The organism is Acinetobacter sp. TY1 (assembly GCF_048551395.1).
Classification (GTDB): Bacteria; Pseudomonadota; Gammaproteobacteria; order Pseudomonadales; family Moraxellaceae; genus Acinetobacter.
In genome coordinates, this window is sequence record NZ_JBLYZK010000007.1 from 103,726 (window position 1) to 126,640 (window position 22,915).

22 protein-coding genes are annotated in these 22,915 nt (G+C 38.0%); 13 read left to right on the forward strand and 9 right to left on the reverse strand.

Annotation, left to right across the window (positions count from 1 at the left end; genetic code table 11):
* Nucleotides 1–666: 666 nt before the first annotated feature.
* Entirely contained in the window at nucleotides 667–1,263 is a 597-nt protein-coding gene (locus ACK2M2_RS06610; RefSeq protein WP_409510428.1) for a carbonic anhydrase, read from the reverse strand.
* Between the two features lie 584 nt (nucleotides 1,264–1,847).
* Here ACK2M2_RS06610 and ACK2M2_RS06615 point away from each other — a divergent pair.
* The 10 genes from ACK2M2_RS06615 (at nucleotide 1,848) to ACK2M2_RS06660 (ending at nucleotide 8,549) form a co-directional block, all read left to right on the forward strand.
* The gene (locus ACK2M2_RS06615) at nucleotides 1,848–2,513 is read left to right on the forward strand and encodes a 2'-5' RNA ligase family protein (protein ID WP_419346823.1); all 666 of its coding nucleotides are present in this window, start codon (nucleotides 1,848–1,850) and stop codon (nucleotides 2,511–2,513) included.
* A gap of 33 nt (nucleotides 2,514–2,546) precedes the next feature.
* Nucleotides 2,547–3,089: a bifunctional adenosylcobinamide kinase/adenosylcobinamide-phosphate guanylyltransferase gene (cobU, locus tag ACK2M2_RS06620; RefSeq protein WP_409510426.1), complete on the forward strand. Its 543-nt coding sequence runs from the start codon at nucleotides 2,547–2,549 to the stop codon at nucleotides 3,087–3,089.
* An 11-nt stretch (nucleotides 3,090–3,100) separates the two neighbouring features.
* Nucleotides 3,101–4,171 (forward strand): nicotinate-nucleotide--dimethylbenzimidazole phosphoribosyltransferase, encoded by a 1,071-nt coding sequence (cobT, locus tag ACK2M2_RS06625; protein WP_419346826.1) that lies wholly within the window; start codon nucleotides 3,101–3,103, stop codon nucleotides 4,169–4,171.
* Nucleotides 4,172–4,205: 34 nt separating this feature from the next.
* Complete coding sequence (locus ACK2M2_RS06630; RefSeq protein ID WP_409510424.1) at nucleotides 4,206–4,850, forward strand: histidine phosphatase family protein; 645 nt, start codon at nucleotides 4,206–4,208, stop codon at nucleotides 4,848–4,850.
* Nucleotides 4,847–5,596: an adenosylcobinamide-GDP ribazoletransferase gene (locus ACK2M2_RS06635; protein WP_419346829.1), complete on the forward strand. Its 750-nt coding sequence runs from the start codon at nucleotides 4,847–4,849 to the stop codon at nucleotides 5,594–5,596. Before ACK2M2_RS06630 ends, ACK2M2_RS06635 begins: the two co-directional genes overlap by 4 nt.
* 99 nt (nucleotides 5,597–5,695) lie before the next feature.
* Nucleotides 5,696–5,983, forward strand: a complete 288-nt coding sequence (locus tag ACK2M2_RS06640; RefSeq protein ID WP_419346832.1) for a hypothetical protein — start codon at nucleotides 5,696–5,698, stop codon at nucleotides 5,981–5,983.
* Nucleotides 5,984–5,986: 3 nt separating this feature from the next.
* Nucleotides 5,987–6,730, forward strand: a complete 744-nt coding sequence (locus tag ACK2M2_RS06645) for a zeta toxin (RefSeq protein ID WP_419346835.1) — start codon at nucleotides 5,987–5,989, stop codon at nucleotides 6,728–6,730.
* A gap of 126 nt (nucleotides 6,731–6,856) precedes the next feature.
* Nucleotides 6,857–7,276, forward strand: coding sequence for a YeeE/YedE family protein (locus ACK2M2_RS06650; RefSeq protein WP_409510420.1), 420 nt, complete (start codon nucleotides 6,857–6,859; stop codon nucleotides 7,274–7,276).
* Nucleotides 7,273–7,686: a DUF6691 family protein gene (locus ACK2M2_RS06655; protein WP_409510419.1), complete on the forward strand. Its 414-nt coding sequence runs from the start codon at nucleotides 7,273–7,275 to the stop codon at nucleotides 7,684–7,686. The genes ACK2M2_RS06650 and ACK2M2_RS06655 overlap by 4 nt, the downstream gene beginning before the upstream one ends.
* Entirely contained in the window at nucleotides 7,683–8,549 is an 867-nt protein-coding gene (locus ACK2M2_RS06660; protein WP_419346839.1) for an MBL fold metallo-hydrolase, read from the forward strand. Before ACK2M2_RS06655 ends, ACK2M2_RS06660 begins: the two co-directional genes overlap by 4 nt.
* 119 nt (nucleotides 8,550–8,668) lie before the next feature.
* Here the strand turns inward: ACK2M2_RS06660 and dsbG are convergent, their stop codons facing one another.
* From dsbG to ACK2M2_RS06700, 8 genes are all read right to left on the reverse strand, one after another.
* Complete coding sequence (gene dsbG / locus ACK2M2_RS06665) at nucleotides 8,669–9,418, reverse strand: thiol:disulfide interchange protein DsbG (RefSeq protein ID WP_419346895.1); 750 nt, start codon at nucleotides 9,416–9,418, stop codon at nucleotides 8,669–8,671.
* A gap of 10 nt (nucleotides 9,419–9,428) precedes the next feature.
* Nucleotides 9,429–10,271 (reverse strand): prolipoprotein diacylglyceryl transferase family protein, encoded by an 843-nt coding sequence (locus ACK2M2_RS06670; RefSeq protein WP_419346842.1) that lies wholly within the window; start codon nucleotides 10,269–10,271, stop codon nucleotides 9,429–9,431.
* The gene (gene dsbD / locus ACK2M2_RS06675; protein ID WP_419346845.1) at nucleotides 10,271–12,331 is read right to left on the reverse strand and encodes a protein-disulfide reductase DsbD; all 2,061 of its coding nucleotides are present in this window, start codon (nucleotides 12,329–12,331) and stop codon (nucleotides 10,271–10,273) included. The genes ACK2M2_RS06670 and dsbD overlap by 1 nt, the downstream gene beginning before the upstream one ends.
* 165 nt (nucleotides 12,332–12,496) lie before the next feature.
* Nucleotides 12,497–13,414 (reverse strand): hydroxymethylglutaryl-CoA lyase, encoded by a 918-nt coding sequence (locus ACK2M2_RS06680; protein ID WP_419346848.1) that lies wholly within the window; start codon nucleotides 13,412–13,414, stop codon nucleotides 12,497–12,499.
* Nucleotides 13,411–15,423, reverse strand: a complete 2,013-nt coding sequence (locus ACK2M2_RS06685; protein ID WP_419346850.1) for an acetyl/propionyl/methylcrotonyl-CoA carboxylase subunit alpha — start codon at nucleotides 15,421–15,423, stop codon at nucleotides 13,411–13,413. Before ACK2M2_RS06685 ends, ACK2M2_RS06680 begins: the two co-directional genes overlap by 4 nt.
* Nucleotides 15,424–15,433: 10 nt before the next feature.
* On the reverse strand, nucleotides 15,434–16,237 hold the full coding sequence (locus tag ACK2M2_RS06690; RefSeq protein ID WP_419346898.1) for an enoyl-CoA hydratase/isomerase family protein: 804 nt from the start codon (nucleotides 16,235–16,237) through the stop codon (nucleotides 15,434–15,436).
* Nucleotides 16,238–16,262: 25 nt separating this feature from the next.
* On the reverse strand, nucleotides 16,263–17,864 hold the full coding sequence (locus tag ACK2M2_RS06695; RefSeq protein ID WP_409510413.1) for a carboxyl transferase domain-containing protein: 1,602 nt from the start codon (nucleotides 17,862–17,864) through the stop codon (nucleotides 16,263–16,265).
* 66 nt (nucleotides 17,865–17,930) lie between these two features.
* Nucleotides 17,931–19,103: an isovaleryl-CoA dehydrogenase gene (locus ACK2M2_RS06700; RefSeq protein ID WP_419346854.1), complete on the reverse strand. Its 1,173-nt coding sequence runs from the start codon at nucleotides 19,101–19,103 to the stop codon at nucleotides 17,931–17,933.
* Between the two features lie 145 nt (nucleotides 19,104–19,248).
* Between ACK2M2_RS06700 and ACK2M2_RS06705 the strand changes: the two genes are divergently transcribed.
* The 3 genes from ACK2M2_RS06705 (at nucleotide 19,249) to ACK2M2_RS06715 (ending at nucleotide 22,700) form a co-directional block, all read left to right on the forward strand.
* Nucleotides 19,249–19,875 (forward strand): TetR/AcrR family transcriptional regulator, encoded by a 627-nt coding sequence (locus ACK2M2_RS06705; protein ID WP_409510411.1) that lies wholly within the window; start codon nucleotides 19,249–19,251, stop codon nucleotides 19,873–19,875.
* Between the two features lie 152 nt (nucleotides 19,876–20,027).
* A complete protein-coding gene (locus tag ACK2M2_RS06710; protein ID WP_419346857.1) occupies nucleotides 20,028–21,731 on the forward strand; it encodes an AMP-binding protein in 1,704 nt (567 codons plus the stop codon).
* 264 nt (nucleotides 21,732–21,995) lie between these two features.
* Nucleotides 21,996–22,700 (forward strand): class I SAM-dependent methyltransferase, encoded by a 705-nt coding sequence (locus ACK2M2_RS06715; protein WP_419346860.1) that lies wholly within the window; start codon nucleotides 21,996–21,998, stop codon nucleotides 22,698–22,700.
* Nucleotides 22,701–22,915: the final 215 nt, after the last annotated feature.

Below are 22,915 nucleotides of genomic sequence, written 5' to 3' on the forward strand. Positions count from 1 at the left end.
GAAATACTTGAAATTTATATTAATAATTTGAATTTAAAATGAGAGCCATGATGGGGTTCAGCGCATCATTAATCTTTGTGATTAATTTACGTTTCACGAAGAATGCTGAATCAAATTCATAAAAACAAAACCGTAGAGCTAATGAGTAAAACTAAAGCAATAATTGTTAGATAGCTAGCTAGTTTATTTAATCTTTCGCCTTCTTTTTCTTTACTGAAAATTTTTGACAGCGGGTAATTCTTAATGGGTAGTTGACACCAAGGATACCAAAAGCATAAAAAACCCAAAGTTCGTAGGATGCTTTGTAAATTCACAGATTCAAATAAAGCTATCAAGCTAGTTCCAACGCAAAACAACCCTAGAAAAAATCCAAACCAAGATTTGATGAAGCGGTTGTCGTTAAAGTTTGTTGATAAATCAGTCATATTGTATTTTATAAAATGTTATTGAGAATCATTATTAATAATATCAGATTAACTATATTTTTGAAAAATAATTATTATCTAGATAGTTTAGGCATTTTATTATATCTCCTGTAATGCTCGTTTGTATGAATTCTCACTTAAACTTCAGCAACTCGTCATTAAGAAACTGGTTCAGGATTTCTTATAAGTGAAGCGCCGTGAGGTGCTTTATTTGTTTTCTATAGGCTAAATCGTGTAGCGCTTATTGAGAGAATAAGTATGGTGTAGCGATTATATCTTCTTCTAAATCCATCCAAGATATATAACCACTGGCAATGTCATATACCGCAGGAATCACTCGAGCATCTTGTTCAATTTTAGCCTGATGTTTTTCTAACGCGGCATTTAGCGATCTTGCTGTAGCTAGAGTGTGATTTTTAATAGAATCCTCTACGTTTCCATTGAGTACAAGATTATCATCAATTTGTGTGATGAGATCCTTTAAAGGGCCTTTCATTTTCTTGTTTTGGTGAGCGGCTGTTACAGCTCCACAGCAAGTATGGCCAAGTACAATAATCAAAGGTGTCTTTAGATGCTGTATCGCATATTGAATGCTTCCAAGAACCGATGTATCACTGACATTACCGGCATTTTGAATCACAAATAAATTTCCAAGACTTTGATCGAAAATAATATCAGGGGATACTCTCGAATCTGAGCAGCATAGAATCACAGCATACGGATCTTGGGCTTCAGACAATGTTTGTAAGTCGTGGTGTAAAACGTTATTCATTTTGTTTTGAATAAAGCGCCCATTTCCATCTTTTAAAATAGTGAGTGATTCTTGCCAAGTTTTCAATTGGTAAACCTCTTATGCCATTTAAATGCTGTCTGTAATAATTTTGGATATTTAAATTTATTGTTGATACCGTAACATATCATTTTTATTGTAATTATTTAAGGGTTAGAAAAATACGAGCACGTTATTATTTTTTCAGGCATTTTGTGCCGTTTCCACCAGGTAAGCAATTTTTACACGTTTTTCTGACACGTTTCACTGTAGATCTAACAATATGCAATATATCAGCAGAGGTTACATCATTCACTTTTTTATCACCAATATGGCAGATCCAAAGGTTGCTGAGCTTTAAACAGGTTATGTCGATGGTAATAATCCAAATTGGTCAAGTAAAGCATTTAAAAACAATGATTGATGCCCCTTTAAAAGCAATAAATTAAGATGTTTATGAGTGGGGAGAGTGTGGTTTTGATTTTGGGTTAAGACCACAAAATTTATCTGAAATATTGTCTGCTAGGTTCATTGATATTTTAATAAAAAATCTGAAATTAATTTATACATAATGAATAAATATCAGATATTTTTTAATTTTACATACTCTAAGCATGTTTTAATATGCTTGTTCTTTTGATGTTGTTTATAACGTGTTTTTACGCCCACAAAGTCTGACAGTCCCAACTTTAGCGCATGATTATCCTGAATGGCATAAGGGGCGGGAAAATTACGCCTTATGGTATATCGAAATTGAACATCCTGAATTAGTTGAATATTTAAATAAACTCAGAGCAATCTTTGAGCCTGATTTATTTCAACCCAATATTCGTCAGTTTCATATTACTTTGTTTGTGTGCGGTTTTTTAAAAAAAGAGGCTGACACAATATTATCTCATCAGAAGAATACAGTAATATACAATGATGATTTTAGTATTGAGCAATTTCAGCAACAGTATATGCAATTAAAAGCATTGAATTTAAAGCCGATTCAATTAAAAATTGGCAAAATTAATAGTTTCGATAGCGCACTTTTTGTTGAGGTTTTAGATACTGAAAATAGCCTAAGCAATATTAGACATCTTCTTTCACAACAAACCTTTGAACCTGCCGCTTTACATTATTGTCCCCATATTACCTTAGGTTTATATCGTTGCGAATTTCAAAGCGAATATCTGTACGAAAAAATTAGCCAGATTCCACAACAAAGTTTTAATATTGAAATTGAACATTTAACTTTTGGTTCTTATCAGGCAAAAGTTTTACAAGGGGAATTGTATCCCAATCAACATATTCAATTGGAATTAGGTCGTGAATAAACCTCAATACTTCATTTATCACAGGGATTTGTCATGTTGCAATTGATTTTGGGCGGTGCGCGTTCAGGAAAAAGCCGCTTAGCGGAGCAGACAGCAAAAGCATCTTTACAGTCTGTGATCTATATTGCGACAGCACAAGCGCGTGATGCTGAGATGGAAGAACGAATCGTGCATCATCAGGCACAACGTCCAAGTGAATGGCAGGTCATTGAAGAACCTTTATATTTAGCTGAATGTTTAAAGAAATACGATCAAGAAGGACAGCTTTTTTTAGTCGATTGTCTTACTTTATGGATAAGTAATTTATTGATTCATGAAGATAAAAATATACAGTTTGCACAATGCCAACAGTTATTGGCAGTTTTATTGACCTTAAAATCTGATGTGATTTTAGTCAGCAATGAAACAGGACTCGGTGTCGTACCGCTCGGTGAATTAACCCGAAAATTTGTCGATGAATCAGGGCGTTTGCATCAAGAGATTGGAAAAATTGCGAATAAAGTCAGTTTCTGTGTTGCAGGATTTCCCATGACTTTAAAAGATGAAATGAATTTTAAAAATGATCGATCAATGTAAAAGGAAAAATTTTGACAACGTTAAATGCAGTATATTGGTGGAATGAGGCTTGTGCGGTACCAAATCAAACAATCAAACAACAAGCGGAAGATCGACAAGGACAATTAACTAAACCGACAGGCTCACTGTCTATTCTGGAACGTGTTGCAGTGCAGCTTGCAAGTTTACAAGCCAATGCAAAGCCAAATGTTGACCAGCCTTGGATTACTATTTTTGCAGGTGATCATGGTGTGATGGCGGAAAATATTTCGGCTTATCCGCAAGCAGTAACTCGCCAAATGTTACAAAATTTTGCTACAGGTGGGGCATGTATTAGCGTGATTGCTCGTGAATATGCAGCAAATTTACAAGTGATTGATTGTGGTTCTGTAGGTGAAGTTTATGATTATGTTGGTGTTGAGCGCCATTGCATTATTGAAGGAACAGCAAATTTTGTAAAACAAGTTGCTATGACCGAAGCGCAATGTCTGCAAGCAATGTCTTTAGGCTTTGATAGTGCAAATCAAGCCTTTGCACAAAAAGCATCGGTTTATATTGCAGGGGAAATGGGCATTGGAAATACTTGCTCTGCATCAGCTGTCGCATGTTTCTTGTTAAACGAACCTGCTGAGCAGTTGACGGGTGTGGGTACAGGTATCCGTGAAGAACAATTGATTCATAAGAAAAATATCATAAATCAAGCCATTCAGCTTCATCAAGATTATGTGCAACAGAATGCTTTTAAAGCCCTTTGCGCTGTCGGTGGATTGGAAATTGCAGCAATGACAGGCGCATATATCCGCTCTGCACAGTTAGGATTGCCAATTATTGTCGATGGTTTTATTAGTACAGTTTCAGCGTTACTTGCAGTACGTTTAAACCCTGAAGTGCGCCAATGGATGTTGTTTGGACATCAATCTGCAGAGTATGGTCATCGTAGATTATTACAAGAATTAGATGCAGATCCATTACTTAAACTCGATTTACGTTTAGGTGAAGGTAGTGGCGCAGGTGCTTCATTAGGTTTAATCAAATTGGCATGTAGTTTACATAATCAAATGGCAACTTTTGCGGAAGCGGCTGTGATTGGTGAAAAAGTTTAATTTGCATATTGATCAATAAAGGCATTGAAACAGCATGAAACTTCGAATTGATCTGCTCAGACATGGCGAAACAACCTTGAGTCATACTTTACGTGGTTCAACGGATGATGCGTTAACGGCATTGGGATGGCAACAAATGCAACAGACCATCGATCAAGCGGTGCAACGTGCAGGCTCTATGCCTTGGCGACTATTATTTTCATCACCTTTACAACGCTGTGCAAAATTCACAGAGGCTCTAGTTGAACAGTTTGATTTATCGATGACACTCAATGCAGATTTGCAAGAAATGCATTTTGGTGATTGGGAAGGTACATCAACAGCACAAATCTATGCAGATGAACCTGAGCTCTTGGCAAATTTTTGGCAATATCCAACACAGTACAATGCACCCAATGGAGAGACATTAGCGCACTTTCAAGCACGTATTTTAAGTGGTTTAGCACAAATTTATCAGCAAATGAAAGTTCAACAGGCTGAACATGCATTAATTGTGACGCATGGTGGTGTAATTAAGTTGTTGAAATGTTTAGCGCTACAACAACCGTTAGATGACTTATTAAAAATGACCGCAGAACTTGGACAACTTAGTTGTTTTGAAGTTGATGTAGAGACTTTACAATTACAATTAATTGAAGCGGAACTTGTGCAAATGGCTAGTGAGGAGCAACTTCAATGATGCCATTTTGGATTGCAATGCAATTTTTAACGGTGTTCCCGATTCAGTTGAAGCAGATGCCATCGAAACAACAAAATGGTCAGTCTTTATTGTTTTATCCTGTAATTGGTTTAGGCATTGGACTTGTACTTTATACAATTGCAATTGGGTTGTCTGCTTTGCCATCTATGCTACTCAGTAGTTTAATTCTGGTGATTTGGATTTGGCTGACAGGTGGCTTACACCTTGATGGTTTAGCCGATACTGCGGATGCTTGGGTTGGTGGTTTTGGTGATAAAGAACGCACATTGAAAATCATGAAAGATCCCGCTTGTGGTCCTATTGGTGTGCTGAGTTTAATTATTGTCTGTATTTTAAAATGGTCAGCAATTTATGTATTGCTTGAGAAGCAATATGTACAGGCATTGATTTTATTTCCAATGCTTGGACGTCTTGTTCCATTATTCTTATTTTTAACAACAGATTATGTGCGTGAGAAAGGACTTGGCTCTTCTATTGCCAATTATATTCCAAAAATGATATCAATCATTGTTGCTTGTTTGAGTTTAAGCTTGTTTGCTTATTTTTCATGGCTTGGTCTGGGCTGTATAATGATAAGTATTCTCATCCTGCTGTATTTAAGACAGCAATTTATTCGTAGAATTGATGGAATTACTGGAGATACGGTTGGAGCGAGTATTGAACTTGTCGAAATGGTTGCTATTCTAAGTTTTGTTGTATTGAGTTTTTATATTAGAGCCTATTGATGATAGAAAACTCATCTTTTTGATTGAAAAATAGACATCATATTTAGATATGTTAGAATTATGCTATTAATCAAAGTTGCTTTAGACAATGGAGTCAATATGACGACATTTACCACATCCCCAAGCCATGCAAAACAACAGGATTTGGATAAAGTGCTTAATCCAAATTGTCGTGCAGTGCCTGACGCTGCTGTTTTAGCATTTTCTGATGCATTTAATACAGCTATTCACTCAGGTGAAAAGGTTTGTTACGTTAAAAATGGAATGTTGATTGAACAACAAAAGCAGCACACTCATGTTGTCAAAAATGTATCTGATACTTATGTTGTACCACATTTAAAGCATAGTGTATTTAAACGTAAGAAAAAACATGAGGTTGGCGTCTAGTTCATGCACCAACCCCGTATACGTATGTTTGCAGGTCCAAACGGTTCTGGAAAAAGTACAATTAAGGATTATTTGACAGTTCAGCAAATTGGTGCATATTTAAATGCTGATGAATTAGAAAAAGTTTTATTTCGTACACATATTTTAGATTTAAAAGAATATCATCCAGATTTATGTGCTGTTGCACTTGTCGATTTTTTATATCAAAAAAGTAAGAAAAAAGACCTTCAAGTTGTTCCATTATTAGAACGTAATCCCACAATCAAAGGGCAGAGTATTATCTTTCAAAGGCAAGAAGTTGATTCTTATCTTGCAGCAAGAATTATTGATTTCATTCGTCTTGAATTTTTAAGGCTAAAAATAAGTTTTACTTTTGAAACGGTGATGTCTCATATCAGCAAAGTTGAGTTTTTGCATGATGCGAAACGATACGGATTCAAAACTTATTTATATTATGTTGCGACAGTAGATCCTGAGATTAATATCGGGCGGGTACATTATCGTGTGAAAATGGGTGGTCACCCCGTACCTGAACAGAAAATTAGAGAGCGATATTACCGCAGTTTAGATTTATTAATGCAAGCTGTTGATCATGCAGACCGCGCATATATTTTTGATAATTCAAGTCATGGTGAAAAAGCATCATTTCTTGCAGAAATTGAACATGCAGAAGTCTTGAAACTTAATCCAATCGTGGAACGTTTTCCGAAATGGTTTGTAGATCGGGTTCTGACAGAATTTACTTGATTTGATATTTCTGAATGTTTCCTCAACATAGCATGTGTTTAGGTGAAATATTCAGGTTTTAAATGAGCTTTATTTAATATCTAAAATAATATATTATAAAAACATATATTGTATCGAGTGTAGAACATGCACGATTTTTTAATCGCATTTCTTGGTGGATTGCTCTTAGGTGTGGCTGTAATTGGCTATCTTTTTGTGAATGGTCGTATCACAGGTATTAGTGGCATGGTGGCTCAGATTTTAAGCTTTAAATCGTTAAGCCAAAACCCTGCAACTTGGTTTATTTTAGGGCTGATTGTGACACCATTTATCTATGGACTATTTATACAGCCTGACATCATTATGAGCTCTAATCCGTGGTTACTGATCATTGCAGGGCTATTGGTCGGTTTTGGTACTCGTTTAGGTTCAGGTTGTACAAGTGGGCATGGGATTTGTGGTATGAGTCGTTTATCGGTACGCTCAATTGTTGCAACGTGTACGTTCATGCTTGCAGGCTTTATCACGGTATATGTGATGCGCCATGTGTTAGGAGCAATGTCATGAAAAATGTATTTGCTTTTATTTTCGGTTCGATTTTTTCTGTAGGATTAATGCTTTCAGGTATGTCGAATCCTGAAAAAGTCTTGGGTTTTTTAGATTTATTTGGTCATTGGGATCCAAGTCTTGCTTTTGTAATGATGGGTGCTATTGTTGTGGCTTTTATTCCATTTCAAAAAGCCATCAAAAAACCTGTAACATTGTTTAATGAGCCAATGGATTTACCTGTCAGTACTCAAATCGACCGTCGTCTAGTTATAGGTGCATTTATTTTTGGAATGGGATGGGGTATTGCAGGGATCTGTCCTGCACCTGCATTCACCTTAATCGGTTTAGGTCATTACGACGGATTGTATTTTATTATATCGATGTTTATGGGTATGCTTATTTACCGTAAAGGGCAGAGTCAATCATGAATCCACAGGTTAAGTCATTTTTTGATGAAAATACCCATACTTTTAGTTATGTCGTGGCTGATCCAATCAGCCACCATTGTGCGATTATTGATAGTGTATTGGATTATGATGCAGCTTCAGCAACGACCAAGACGCAACACGCTGATGCCATAATTGCATATATTCAACAACAGCAACTGAATGTGCAATGGATTCTAGAAACGCATGTACACGCAGACCATCTCACAGCATCGCAATATTTAAAACAACAACTTGGTGGAACAATTGCCATTAGTGACAAAATTAAAGGTGTTCAACAAACATTTGCTGATATTTATCATCTTGATTTGAAGTTGATCAATGCCCATCAGGCTTTTGATCATTTTTTTCAAGATGGTGAACATTTTAATATTGGTGAAATGGATGCCTATAATATTGCCACGCCGGGTCATACACCTGCATGTTTGAGCTATGTGATCGGTGATGCTGTATTTGTCGGGGATACCTTATTTATGCCTGATTATGGCACTGCACGCTGTGATTTCCCAAAAGGGAGCGCTTCGCAATTATTTGATTCAGTTCAGAAGTTATATGAACTGCCGAATGAAACACGGGTATTTCTGTGTCACGACTATTTACCTGAAAGCCGTAAGCAGTATATTGAGCAGACCGATATTCAAACGCAAAAATTGGAAAATATTCACATTCATCAGGGAGTAAATAAAGCTAATTTTGTCAGCATGCGTGAAAAACGTGATGCGACATTATCAATGCCTAAATTAATTTTACCCGCCATTCAAATCAATATGAATGCAGGGCAATTTCCTGAAGCTGAAAGTAATGGGATTCGCTATTTAAAATTGCCATTGAATTATTTTAAATAATTGCTTTTAAATCGTTCTATATAATTAAGACGTTTTTATTTAAAATCCTTTCATTCCAGCCTTCTCCTTGTTGGGAGAAGGGGCTTCTACTCTTAGTTTGAATGATGAAAAAACCAAGTTTACTCAAGGAGTTTATTGATATCTTTAGGCAGCCCTTGCATGCTTTCAATTTCACCTTTATTGTTTTTCCATACTAAAGCGGGTGTTGCATAGAATCCGTATTTATCAAGTAAGGCAGTATTGGCATCCAATTGATCAGACAAATTTTTCGGAATATTGGTCATTTCTTTAATTTTATTTTTACCATTCGATTGGTTAAATAGCTTAAATGTTTCAACAGGATTGGCACTTTGCAATAAAGTCGCCGCTTGTCCTTTACTGCTCGGACGAATGACACCGACCATGATATGACGTAATTGAACTTTACCTGACTCGACCAATGGGCGAGCTTTTTGCCACATAGTATGACAATACGGACAGTTGGCATCATTAAATACATAAACAATTTTTTCTGCATTGTCTTGACCGTCTTGAATCCATGTCGATTTTTCTAAAGACTTCCAAATTTCATCAAGAACTGCACCTTTGACATGGGTATTGATGGCTTCTTCACTCAAATTTTTACCTGTAGAATTGTAAAGATCGCCGACTACATAATATTTTTGATCTTTAGAAATAAACACAGTCGATGGATATTCATCTTTATAACCCGTCCAACCAATCAAGCCCTCAGGTGCATCTATTTGTTTAACAAAGGTATAACCTTCTTTGGTGAGGCGTTCTTTAATAGGGTTGGCATCAACAGCAAAGCTCATTTGTGCCGCAGAAAATGCCATTGCACTTAGGCAAAGCATTTTGATTTTGGTCATCAACATAGCGTCATTCTTCCTTTATATTCACTCGGATTTGTTTAATCTTTTGATTCAGCGATGCGTGCGTGAGCTCACCCATATGTGAGGCAATAAGTTTGCCTTGAGCATCAAAAAATAAGGTTGATGGCAAACCAAACATTCCCGTTTTTTCGGCAGTTTGACCTTGAGGATCAAGTAAGACATTGTTTAAGCCTTGTACATGATGTTGTAGATATTTTTCGATTGTAGTTGCATCTTCACCTTGATTAATCAAGACAAATCCAACATCAGGATGATTTTTCTGAGCCTCTAATAGCACTGGTATTTCACGTCGACACGGCGGACACCATGTTGCCCATAAATTAATCACGGTCGGCTTTCCAGTAAATTGACTCAGTGCAATCGGCTGCTGATTCAACGTTTGTAGATTGAGATCAGGGTATTGTTGATATTTCATTTGGACTTGATCTAAAAGTGCAAACCCACCGAGATTGAGCATGCTGAAACTGAGCAGTAAAATGGCGAGAAATTTTTTGGATAAGGGTTTATTTTTCCAAATGATCCATGCAAAAGCTACAACCATGCCGGTATAGAGATGAAAACCTTTGTCTTGGATTTTGATCATTTCCATTGGATGAGCAAGATAGCTGTCGAGATGAAATAAGATAAAACTAACTCTTGCTGACAAAAGTGCAATTAAAATAGTATTCCAAATGCTATCTTTAAACTCTTGCCATTGTGCAGTTGTGATTTTAAATTTTGGGAATAAAAATTTCCCAAGCAGTAAACTGAGCACTAATGCGATGATGGGGATGGCGAGTCCCCAAGGAAACATGATCGGTCCTAAATGGATTGCCTGTACAGTCACCATCAATTTTTTTGTGCCGACTGTAACTGTTTGATTAATTGTGTTGCACTGAATGTCCCTGTCAAACGTAAAGCACGTTGCTCAGTACCATTGGCTTGTAAAATAAGCAACGTTGGAGGTCCTAAGATTTCCCATTCTCTTAAAATCAAGTCTTGTGACTCGTTGTAGTTGGTCAAATCGAGTTTGATGAGGGTGAAATCCTTGAGTGCAGATTGTACATCAGTACGAGGAAAGACTTCTTTTTCAATAGGTTGACATGCCACACACCAATCGGCATAAGTGTCAATAATGATCGGTCGGTTAAGTTCAGAAGCATGCACAAGTGCTTGTTTTAACTCGGCTTGAGTGGTGACTTTTGTCCATTCTAAGTGCATTGCATCACTATGTTGAACTTGGTATGCCTGAATACTTTCTCGGATATTCCATCCTGAAGCAAGTAAACAGATCGCAACGATAGCTAAAAGTAAAGTTTTATGAGTTGCTTGAATGACTTGACGTAAATTGACGATTAAATAACTACCAAGTGCTAAGCAGAGCACAGCCAATAGCGCAAAATATGCAGTAGATGGCAACATTGGACGAATGAAATAGACCGCGAGCATCAGCATCAAAAAGCCGAAAGCAACTTTGACACGATCCATCCACATGCCAGGTTTAGGCAACCAACGAGAACCAAAAACACTAGCAACAAACAGAGGTAAGCCAATGCCTAACCCTAAAATAAATAAGTACAGCCCGCCGAGGAAAGCATTGTGTGATTGAGAAACAAACAGGAGTGCACCTGCAAGTGGGGCACTCATACATGGGCCGACAATGAGTGCAGATAGTGCACCCATAATACCTGCGCCAATAATCGTGCCGCCTTGTTGTTTATCTTGTAGTTTGCCAAGTTTATTCATTAAACCTTGCGGTAAATTGATTTGATATAAACCAAATAAATTCAATGCCAAAGCGACAAAGATAATAGCGAAAATTGAAATGATAATTGGGCTTTGGAAAATGCGTTGGAAACTATAACCAATTTCAGCAACAACAATACCCATGATGCTGTATACCAATGCCATGCTAATCACAAAACTCAGGGCAATGGCAATGGTTTTATAACCTGTTGCTCGTTGTACTAAAATACCCGATAGAATTGGAATGAGAGGCAGTGAACAAGGTAAAAATGCCAATAAAATACCGAGTAAGAAAAAGACTAATAAATTTAAAAATAAAGAATCTTGCGATAAAAGCTTTAAAAACGATTGATCGTCATTCAATTGTAATGACGTTGTAGGCTCATTGTGAGTGAATTTTGGATTCAACTCAGTTGTAATGACAGTGCTTGCAGCATTGACTGTAGAACTTTGTATTGCATCGTTCATGCCTGAATTGACTGCTGTTTCATCAACTTGAGTCGTTATATTCACTTCTGATGCTGCTGAGTCTTGTACAGGTATTTCAGATTTTAATAGCTTCTTTTGATCAGGCTTTTTTTCCGTTACTGTGACAGCATCATCTTGCGCTGTTGTAGGTGCCGTGATGAGTTTTTTATCAGTCGATTGATTTAGGCTCAGTAACCCACCACGTTGTGAAGTAGCCTGTTGTGGAAATAACCCATCTGCATCACTTTTAATAGTCTTATGTTGTAAAGGATAGCAAAGTCCATCTTCTGAACACCCTTGCCAAGACACTTTATAGTTCGCATTAGGCTTGACTGCAATTTGAGTGAGCACTTGATTGTAGTGAACATTGGTCACGCCAAAAGTGGGATCATCTTTTTCATGCCCTGCAGGCAATTTTAGTTTTATGGGAGTATTATTGACAGTTACTTTGAATTGATCGTGGTACAGATAATAGTGTGGTGCAATGCTCCATTTTAGCTGTGCACTTTGACCGTCGATTGATTCTGCTGAAAATTGAAAAGCCTGATCAGGTGGTAAAAAGCTTTCATTGGCAAATACAGACGTATTCAAACTCAGAATAGAAAATAGACACAGATTTAAAAATACACGCAAAGCATTATTCCCAACAGTTTCACTTTTAATATTATGATCAATGCAACTCGAGATTAGAACCATATAAACAGTTTTGTTTGTAATATTATGTAGATAGATAAAAAAGATATTGATAGAGATGGACATAAATCTATTCAGAGTATCGTAACACGCTGAATAGATACGCTTATCTTAAAATATAGAGGAGGGGGAAGGATTAACTCCTAAATGATCAATCTTTTGTCATATTTAAGCGCTGTGTTGTTGCCAATACGCATTGGCGTAATTTGATGGATTATGTCGCTCTAACACTTGCCCAACATTGTGGCTCGCTTGCATTAATGCAGATAAATCAATACCTGTTTTATAACCCATTTTCGATAGTAAATAATATAAGTCTTCCGTTGATATATTCCCAGATGCACCTTTGGCATAAGGGCAACCGCCAAGACCTGCAATGGAAGAATCAAAAATACGAATGCCTTGTTGTAAAGACTGATAAATATTGGCAATCGCCATGCCATAAGTATTGTGGAAATGTCCTGCAAGTACAGAAACATCCATTTCAGCAAAGCAAGCATCCCAAACCGCTTTTACACGGTCAGGTGTTGCTGTTCCAATGGTTTCACCTAAGGAAATTTCATAACAACCTAAATCGAGCAAGCGTTTGGATACAATAGCAACTTTTTTAGGGGCAATTGCACCCTCATAAGGGCAATCGACCATACACGATACATAACCACGTACTTTTACGCCGTGTGCTTTGGCTGTGCTCATTAGATCCGTAAATTTTTCAAAACTTTCATCAATACTGCAATTGATATTTTTTTGCGTAAAGCTTTCAGACGCTGCGGTAAAAACAGCAACTTCCTTGCAACCTACGGCGAGTGCAGACTCAAAACCTTTCAAATTTGGTGCTAATAAACTAAAACTCACATCAGTATCTTTTGAGAGTTGGGCAAATAGTTCATCACTATGCGCCATTTGCGGTACCCATTTTGCTGAGACACATGAGCCGACTTCAATATTTTTAAGACCTGTTTTGACTAAATCTAAAATCAGATTTTTGCGATCATTAAGCGTGAGTGGAGTTTTTTCATTTTGCAGACCATCTCGTGGGCCAACTTCAACAATTTTGACAAACTCATTTGTTCTCAGATCACTCATGTCACTTCCTCCGTGAGCGCTTGAAACTCGACAAGCTCATCGCCCGCTTTGACTTGGTCACCGACTTGGAAGTAACTACTGATGACCATACCATCTTGTGGTGCGCGAATGGCATATTCCATTTTCATTGCTTCAAGTGTTAGTAAAACGTCATTCTTTTTCACTTGAGCGTTGGCATTGACCAAAACTTGAGTAATTACACCTGGCATTGGTGCAATTAAATTGGCATCGTTACTTTCTTGATCATCCGCATTAAAATTTTGTTGTGGATAAGCAAATTTAAAACTTTGACCATTTTGGAAGATCGTCAAAGCTGTAGCATTCGGGCTGAATGCAATTTTATTTTGTTTTCCATCAATATTGATGTGTAAGGTATTTTTGTCTAAAAGCTGTCCTGAAACAGAAAATTGTTGTCCATTTAAATGGGCAGTAAAACTAGCCTGATGACGACTCACGCTGACTCTTGGACTAAAGCTGACCGTATGTAGCTGTTCATTGCGTTGAAGTTTCACGGGATAGCTTGTGTTGACATTTAAACGCCATAAAGACTGCGTTTGCCATACTGGATTATTCGCCATTTGATTTTTTGAAAAGCGGGTTAATAGCTCGATGAATGTTGCCGAAATAATCAGCTCAGGTGTTGTTTTAATTTTGGGTTTGAGTAAAACGGCTTCTTCACGCTGAATGAGATTGGTATCTAACTGCGCATTTTTAAAGGAATCGCATAAAATAATACGGTCTAAAAAGGCAATATTATTGCCTAAACCATCTACGTGGAATTGACCGAGTGCATGATGCATTTGCACCAATGCTGCTTCACGGTTTTCGCCCCAAACAATCAGTTTTGCAATCATTGGGTCATAGTAGGTGGTGATTTCATCACCCTCAATAATGCCACTATCGACACGGACATATTGATTTTGCTCAGGATAATGTAAATAGTTGATTTGACCAATTGCGGGTAAAAAGCCTTTTTCAGGTTCTTCAGCATAAACGCGAGCCTCAATGGCATGACCGTGAATTTTTAATTCGTGTTGTTGTTTTGGTAAAGTTTCACCATATGCGACACGAAGTTGCCATTCGACTAAATCTTGCCCAGTGATCATTTCCGTCACAGGATGTTCAACTTGTAGTCGAGTATTCATTTCCATGAAATACGCGGTACCATCTTGTTCTACAATGAATTCGACGGTGCCTGCACCGACATAATCAACTGCTCGCGCCGCATCAATCGCAGCCTGGCGCATTGCCTCAAGTTTTACTTCTAACATTAGTGGTGCAGGGGCTTCTTCTAACACTTTTTGATGGCGACGTTGTACCGAGCAATCACGTTCAAATAAATGCACATAGTTACCATGTGTATCGCCAAAAACTTGCACTTCAATATGACGCGGCTGTATTACGTAGCGTTCAACCAAAACATCATCATTACCAAAGCTCGATTTTGCTTCACTTTTACATGATGCCAAAAGGCTCAAGAAGTCATCAGTATGTTCAACCAAACGCATACCTTTACCACCACCACCTGCACTCGCTTTAATTAAAACAGGGTAGCCTATACAATCGGCCTGTTGTTTTAAAAATACAGGGTCTTGATTTGTACCATGATAGCCTGGAGTTAATGGTACACCTGCTTTTTCCATTAGTGCTTTAGAAGTGGCTTTCAAACCCATTGCTAAAATAGCCGCAACAGGTGGACCAATAAATGTAATGTTATTGTCTAAACAGCTTTGAGCGAATTGATCATTTTCAGATAAAAAACCATAACCAGGATGAATTGCTTGAGCACCTGTGGACAGTGCAGCCTGAATAATACGATCTGCTTGTAAATAACTTTGCGTTGGAGGTGATTCACCAATATAAATGGCTTCATCGGCAAGCTTGACATGCTGTGATAGTGCATCAGCATCTGAATATACCGCCACTGTCGCAATACCAAGTTTTTTTGCAGTACGAATTACACGACATGCAATTTCACCACGGTTAGCAATTAAAATCTTTTCAAACATATTCTTGTCCTTATTCTTGTGTTGCTAATGTCTTAATCCATGACGGGCTGTGTTTATTTAAAAATGCATTTAGGCCATCTTTGGCTTCTAAGCCTTGACGAACATGAGCAATATGCTGAGCCGTTTGTTGTAACAAATCTTCATTCAGTTCTTGCTGCTCAACCATTTGAATCAGTTGTTTTGACGATGCCTGAGCCTGTGGCCCACCCAGTAAAAGTGCTTGTGTAATTTCATTAACTTTTACATCAAGTTGATCTGCCGTAACCACCTCATGTGCAAGTCCAATATTTAAGGCTTGTTGCGCTGAAATACGTTCTGCGGTCAAAAAGTAACGTGAAGCTTGACGTGTGCCAATCGCACGAATGACATAAGGACTAATAGTAGAGGGGGCTAAGCCAAGTCGCACTTCCGAAGTGGCAAATTTAGCTTCCTCACTTGCCACACAAATATCACATGCTGAAGCTAAACCCATGCCACCACCAAAGGCAATACCGTGTACACGGGCAATGGTGGGTTGTTTCAGTGTTGCAAGGGCATGTAACATTTTTGCAAGCTTTAAAGCATCTGTTTGGTTGTCTGACGCTGATGCTTCACTTTGCGCTTTCATCCAATTGAGGTCTGCACCTGCAGAGAAACTTTTGCCTCGCCCTGCCAAAATTACTACACGAATATCATCACGCACATTGAGTGCATCAAAAGTTGCATGCAGTTCTGCAATGACTTGAGTATTGAACGCATTATGTAATTCGGCACGATTAATCCACACGGTTGCAATCTGATCATGTTGTTCAATTTCAATAAATTGATGGTTCATGGTTTGATAACTCATTGTTTGCCCCTTACATACGGAATACGCCAAATTTGGTTTCTTTGATGGGTGCATTCATGGCAGCCGAAAGACTTAAGCCAAGAACTTGACGAGATTGAGCTGGGTCAATGACACCGTCATCCCAAAGTCGAGCAGAGGCATAATAAGGATGACCTTGTTTTTCAAATTGATCACGGAAAGGTTGTTTAAATTGATCTTCTTGTTCCGTAGACCACTGTTCACCTTTTGCCTCAATTTGATCACGTTTTAATGTAGACAATACACTTGCCGCTTGTTCACCACCCATGACTGAAATTCTTGAATTCGGCCAAGTCCATAAAAAACGTGGTGAATATGCACGACCACACATACCATAGTTACCTGCGCCAAAAGAACCGCCAATCACTAAGGTCAATTTGGGTACATTCGCTGTGGCAACTGCCATGACCAGTTTGGCGCCATTTTTAGCAATGCCTTCATTTTCGTACTGACGACCGACCATAAAGCCAGTGATATTCTGTAGAAAAAGCAGGGGAATATTTCGCTGTGCACACAGTTCAATAAAATGTGCGCCTTTTTGTGATGATTCTGAAAATAAAATACCGTTATTGGCAATAATACCGACAGGCATACCATACAGTTTGGCAAAACCTGTAATAAGGGTTGTGCCGAAACGAGCTTTAAATTCATCAAAGCGTGAACCATCGACAATACGGGCAATGACTTCACGAATATCAAAGGGTTTACGTGAGTCGCTTGGCACAACGCCATACAATTCTTGTGCATCGAACAACGGTTCTTCAATATTATGATTCGCTTGATGCGGTGTCTTATTTAAATTGGCAACAATATTACGGGCAATGGCAATTGCATGTTCATCATTTTCAGCCAAATGATCGGCTACACCTGAAAGGCGAGTATGGACATCACCACCACCCAAGTCTTCGGCTGTGACAACTTCACCTGTAGCCGCTTTAACAAGGGGTGGCCCACCTAAGAAAATAGTCCCTTGATTACGAACAATAATGGTTTCATCTGACATAGCAGGTACATAAGCGCCGCCTGCGGTACAGCTACCCATGACTACTGCAATTTGAGCAATGCCCATGCTAGACATACGCGCTTGATTGTAAAAAATACGCCCAAAATGGTCACGGTCAGGAAAGACCTCATCTTGCATTGGTAAATAAGCACCGCCTGAATCGACCATATAAATACACGGTAAATGGTTTTGTTCAGCAATTTCTTGTGCACGTAAATGTTTTTTCACAGTCAAAGGGTAGTATGTTCCACCTTTGACCGTTGCATCATTCGCTACGATCATACAAGTAATGCCATTGATCTGACCAATCCCCGCAACAACACCGGCAGCAGGAACGTCATCTGTATAGACGTTATAAGCCGCTAATTGTCCAATTTCTAAAAAGGCCGTTCCTGCATCGACCAATTGATCAATTCGATCACGTGCTAAGAGCTTGCCACGTGAGAGGTGTTTTTGACGGGCACTTTCACCACCACCAAGGGCAATATGTTGTGCTTTTTGTTTTAAATCATCGACCAATTGTTGCATCGCTATTTGATTAATTTTGAAGTCTTCACTTCGAATATTGATTTTACTGTGTAGTTGGTTCATACAAAACATCCCTGTCATTCTGCGTTTTGATGTGCTTTGTCACTATTTTTTACATTAATTTTAGATTTATCGAGTTTCATTAAACAGTTCACGACCAATCAACATACGACGAATCTCTGAAGTTCCTGCGCCAATTTCATATAATTTAGCATCACGCCAAAAACGCCCTGTGTCATATTCATTGATATAGCCATTACCACCTAGGGCTTGAATGGCTTCACCTGCCATCCATGTTGCTTTTTCTGCAGAATATAAAATGGCGCTCGCTGCATCTTTACGTAAACTGCGTACATGATTGCCTTTGTCACAGGCTGCACCTACGGCATAGACTAAGGCTTTACATGCCAACCAAGTCGAATACATATCTGCAACTTTGCCTTGCATCAGTTGGAATTCACCCAATGATTGTCCAAATTGTTTACGGTCATGAATGTAAGGAATGACGACATCTAAACAGGCATCCATAATGCCTAAAGGACCTGCACTTAAAACAGCACGTTCATAATCGAGTCCACTCATAAGGACTTTTGTACCATTGCCTACACCACCTAATACGTTTTCCTTTGGTACTTTTACGTTATCAAAAAACAACGGGTAGGTATTTGAACCACGCATACCGAGTTTGTCGAGGTGAGAGCCATGACTAAACCCAGCCATATCTTTTTCAATTAAAAATGCAGTCATGCCTTGAGCACCTGCGGTTAAATCAGTTTTAGCGTAGACCACCAGAACATCTGCATCACCACCATTGGTAATCCACATTTTTGAGCCGTTGAGAATAAAATGATTGCCGTGATCATCGGCACGAAGTTTCATGCTGACCACATCTGAGCCTGCGTTCGGTTCAGACATTGCCAATGCTCCGATAAATTCACCTGAAATTAGTTTTGGTAAAAAACGTTGTTTTTGTTCTTCGTTACCGTTGCGGTTAATCTGATTGACACACAAATTTGAATGAGCACCATAAGACAAGCCAATGGCAGCAGATGCTCGTGAAATTTCTTGCATGACTATGATATGCGCCAAATAGCCCATATTGGTGCCGCCATACTGTTCGCTGACGGTCATGCCTAATAAACCCATATTGCCAAATTTTTGCCAAAGCTGTTTTGGAAAGAAATTGTCTTGTTCGACTTGGCGTGCAATTGGTAAAATTTCTTTACTACAAAAATTTGCAACTGAATCACGCAGTGCAATTAGTGTATCATCTAGTCCAAAATCAATACTTTGTAGATTCATTTATACTTCATCCTTGAGTTTATATTTGTTGTTTCATGCACGTTTTTTGTTGTGCTTGAAACTACCATACCGATATTTTTCAAAAAAGTGAATAGAAATTCAAAAATTGATTTACAATTCATTTTAATTGTTTGAGAATGCAAATATGAGTTATAAACGATCAACCTTGATGCAAGAGCGCATGCAACAAAATCGCCAAACGATTTTGTTATCGGCACGAGAGCTGATTGCTCAAGGTGGTTTTAAAGATGCACAAATCCAAGCCATTGCAGATCGAGCAGGTGTGTCGAGTGGTTTGGTTTATCGGTACTTTGACAGTAAAAGTCAGGTGTTAGTTGAAGTATTGTCTGCGGCAATTTTGCTTGAAGTGGAGATTTTAAATCACATTGCAGCAGGGTCGCTCAGTCCCGTACAGAAGCTACATAAGGCGGTTACGACTTTTGTAAAGCGTGCAATGAATAGCCCACAGCTTGCGTATTCGCTGATGTTTGAACCTGTAGATCCATCGATTGAACATGAGCGATTTCGTAGTAAGCAACTGATTAAACAAAGCATTAAAGAAATTTTAGCCGAAGGAAAGGTAAGTGGTGAGTTTGGTTTTGAAGATTTAAATACAGCGGCATTGTGTGTTGTTGGTGCTATGACGTTTGTTGTGATTGAACCTTTAAATCCCTCACGTAATGTAATGTTTGATGAGGCTTATAAAGATTATTTTGTGAAACAGATTGCTGATTTTTGTCTTAATGCGGTCAAAACTGAGGAGGGAAAATAATTAGTTAAATGAAGTAAAGACCGTTTTAGCAGTTTGGATGCGTTAAATATAAACGAGTGAAACAAAGTAATCGCGAAAAAATACGGAAAGTGAAACAACAATTATATTGAAGTGAACAATCAGAATTACAAAGAATCAAGGAGTATGATTCAATGTCGCAATTACGGTTAAGCTATGCCTATGGTGCAAGCAGTCAGCCTCTTGTTGGTATGACAATTGGCGCAAAATTTGATGAAGCCTGTCAGCAATATGCTGAACAAGATGCAGTGGTGAGTCTGCATCAAAATATACGACTGAATTATCGGGAGTTACAGGCACAGGTCAATGCCTTTGCTTGTAACTTATTAAAATTAGGTCTGAAAAAAGGAGATCGTTTAGCAATTTGGTCTCCTAATTGTGTGGAGTGGACGATCACCCAATTTGCTGCATTCAAAGCAGGCATTATTTTAGTCAATTTAAATCCAGCTTATAAAAGCAATGAACTTGAATACGTTTTAAATAAAGTATCGTGTAAAGCTTTAGTGATTGCATCAACCTTTAAAACCACCGATTATCAAGAAATTCTCTATAAAATTGACCCCGAACTTACTGAAAATAGCTCATCTAAAGTACTCAATTCAGTGCGTTTGCCGCATTTAAAATGTGTGATTAAAATTGATGAGCACGTTCAAAATGGCATGCATCGATTTAGTGATTTACTTACAACACCGACAGTACAACAATTGGCTGAATTACAAAGGATTTCTACAAGTTTACAGTTTGATGAAACCATTAATATCCAATTTACTTCAGGCACAACGGGTAGCCCCAAAGGCACAATGCTGACGCACAATAACATTTTAAATAATGGTTATTTTGTCGGTGAAGCAATGCACTTAACCTCGAAAGACCGAGTGTGCATTTCTGTGCCATTGTTTCATTGTTTTGGCATGGTTATGGGCAATTTAGCCTGCATTACACATGGTTCAGTGATGATTTATCCTGCGGCAGTTTTTAATCCTCTAGCGAGTTTAAAAGCGATTGAGCAGGAAAAATGTACCGCAGCCTATGGTGTTCCAACAATGTTTATTGCCATGCTTGAGCAAGAAGAATTTGATTCCTTTGATTTAAGCAGTTTACGTACAGGCATTATGGCGGGCAGTCCGTGTCCAAAAGAAATTATGCAACGTGTGATTGATCGTATGCATATGCATGAAATTACCATTTGCTATGGAATGACCGAAACAGCGCCTGTGAGTGCACAAAGTTCAACAGAAGACCCTGTCGATTGTCGTGTGGGTACAGTTGGGCGAGTACATCCACATTTAGAAATCAAAATTGTCGATGAAGAAGGTAAGGTTGTACCCCGTGGAAAGCTTGGTGAACTGTGTGTGCGCGGTTACTCGGTCATGCTCGGCTATTGGGAAGATGAGGATAAAACCCGTGAAGTGATTGATATTGCCAAATGGATGCATACGGGTGACATTGCTGAAATGGATGATGAGGGTTTTATTAAAATTAAAGGACGCATCAAAGATGTAGTGATTCGGGGTGGTGAAAATCTTTTCCCGAAAGAAATTGAAGATTTCCTCTATACTCATCCCGATGTATCAGACGTACAAGTGATTGGCTTGCCCGATGCACGTTATGGCGAGGAGTTGTGTGCGTGTATTATTTTACATGAACATTCGAGCGACCAACTTCAGGTAATTGAGGACAGTATTCGCCAATATTGTAAAGCGCATATTTCACATAATAAAGTGCCACGTTATGTACGCTTCTTTGCAGAATTTCCAATGACGGCTTCAGGTAAAGCGCAAAAGTTTAAACTACAACAATTGATACGTGATGAATTAAATTTATCTGAAATTGCTTAGTCATGAATTAGCAATTAGGTATAGATAAATTTTAACTATAAGTTAGATAAATTTTAAATATAAGTTCTCTCTCCTTGCAGAGATTTACGCAGTAAATTTCTCAGAGAGAGTTTATTTGAAAGCACTTCATTTTCTTGCGTAGCTTCGCTACTCATCCCAAAGGGAGAAAGAAGATTTAAATTTAAAGAATCAAAAACGTTTAGTTGTGATTTTTACAAGAAATGTATAGTTTTAAATCTACTGTTCCACCATAGGGATATCAAAATGGCAAAAGATTTTAATCAACCTTTCATTGTGGATGGTTATGATGAGCATATTCGTAAGTTGATACCTGGTTATGAGTTGGTACATTTACAAATTAGTGCCTTACTTAAGACGTATTTACCTGAACAAGCAAATATTTTGGTGGTTGGTTGTGGTACAGGCTATGAGTTGCGCTATTTGACGCAACAATTTCCACAGTGGCACTTTACTGCAATTGATCCTGCAGAAAATATGCTTCATAAAGCCAAACAATTATTACAAGAATCAGGTGCCGCAGATCGGGTCAATTTTATTTTAGGAGATACGTCAGTATTGATTGAAATACAGTCGAATAGTCAATCTAATTGTCAGCCTGTGCAATTTGATGCAGCATTGTCTATTTTAGTTTCACATTTTATTGATAAACCGAACAAGATACATTTTTTTCAAGATATCTATCAGGTCTTAAAGCCACAAAGTTTTTGTTTAAGTTATGACCTTATGCAGTTTGAACAGAAAACAGATTTGACGACTTTGAAATATTTGGCGCAAGCTACAGGGCTGTCAGATCAGCAAAGTCAGGTGATGATTGAACGTTTAGAGCAAGATTTTCATTTGGTTTCTGTGGCAGAAATGCATCAAATTTATGAAAAATCAGGCTTTACCAATATACGCACATTTACGCAAATGTTTACTTATTATGGTTTTATTGCCTTTAAAGCTTAGAAAATCGAATATATGAACTTAATGTTAGCCAGATAAAAGTTTTTTAAATTCTTCCCCCTTGCGGAACAAGTTCTTTAGCTTTAAGAAAGGAGGGCGTTTTCATTATTGAAAACTTATTGAAATTGATAGTTTCCCCTCTTTTATAAAGAGGGGTTACAGAAGAAGTTTAGGATTTTAAGCCATTATTGGCTTAACTAATTAGCATTGAAAAATAA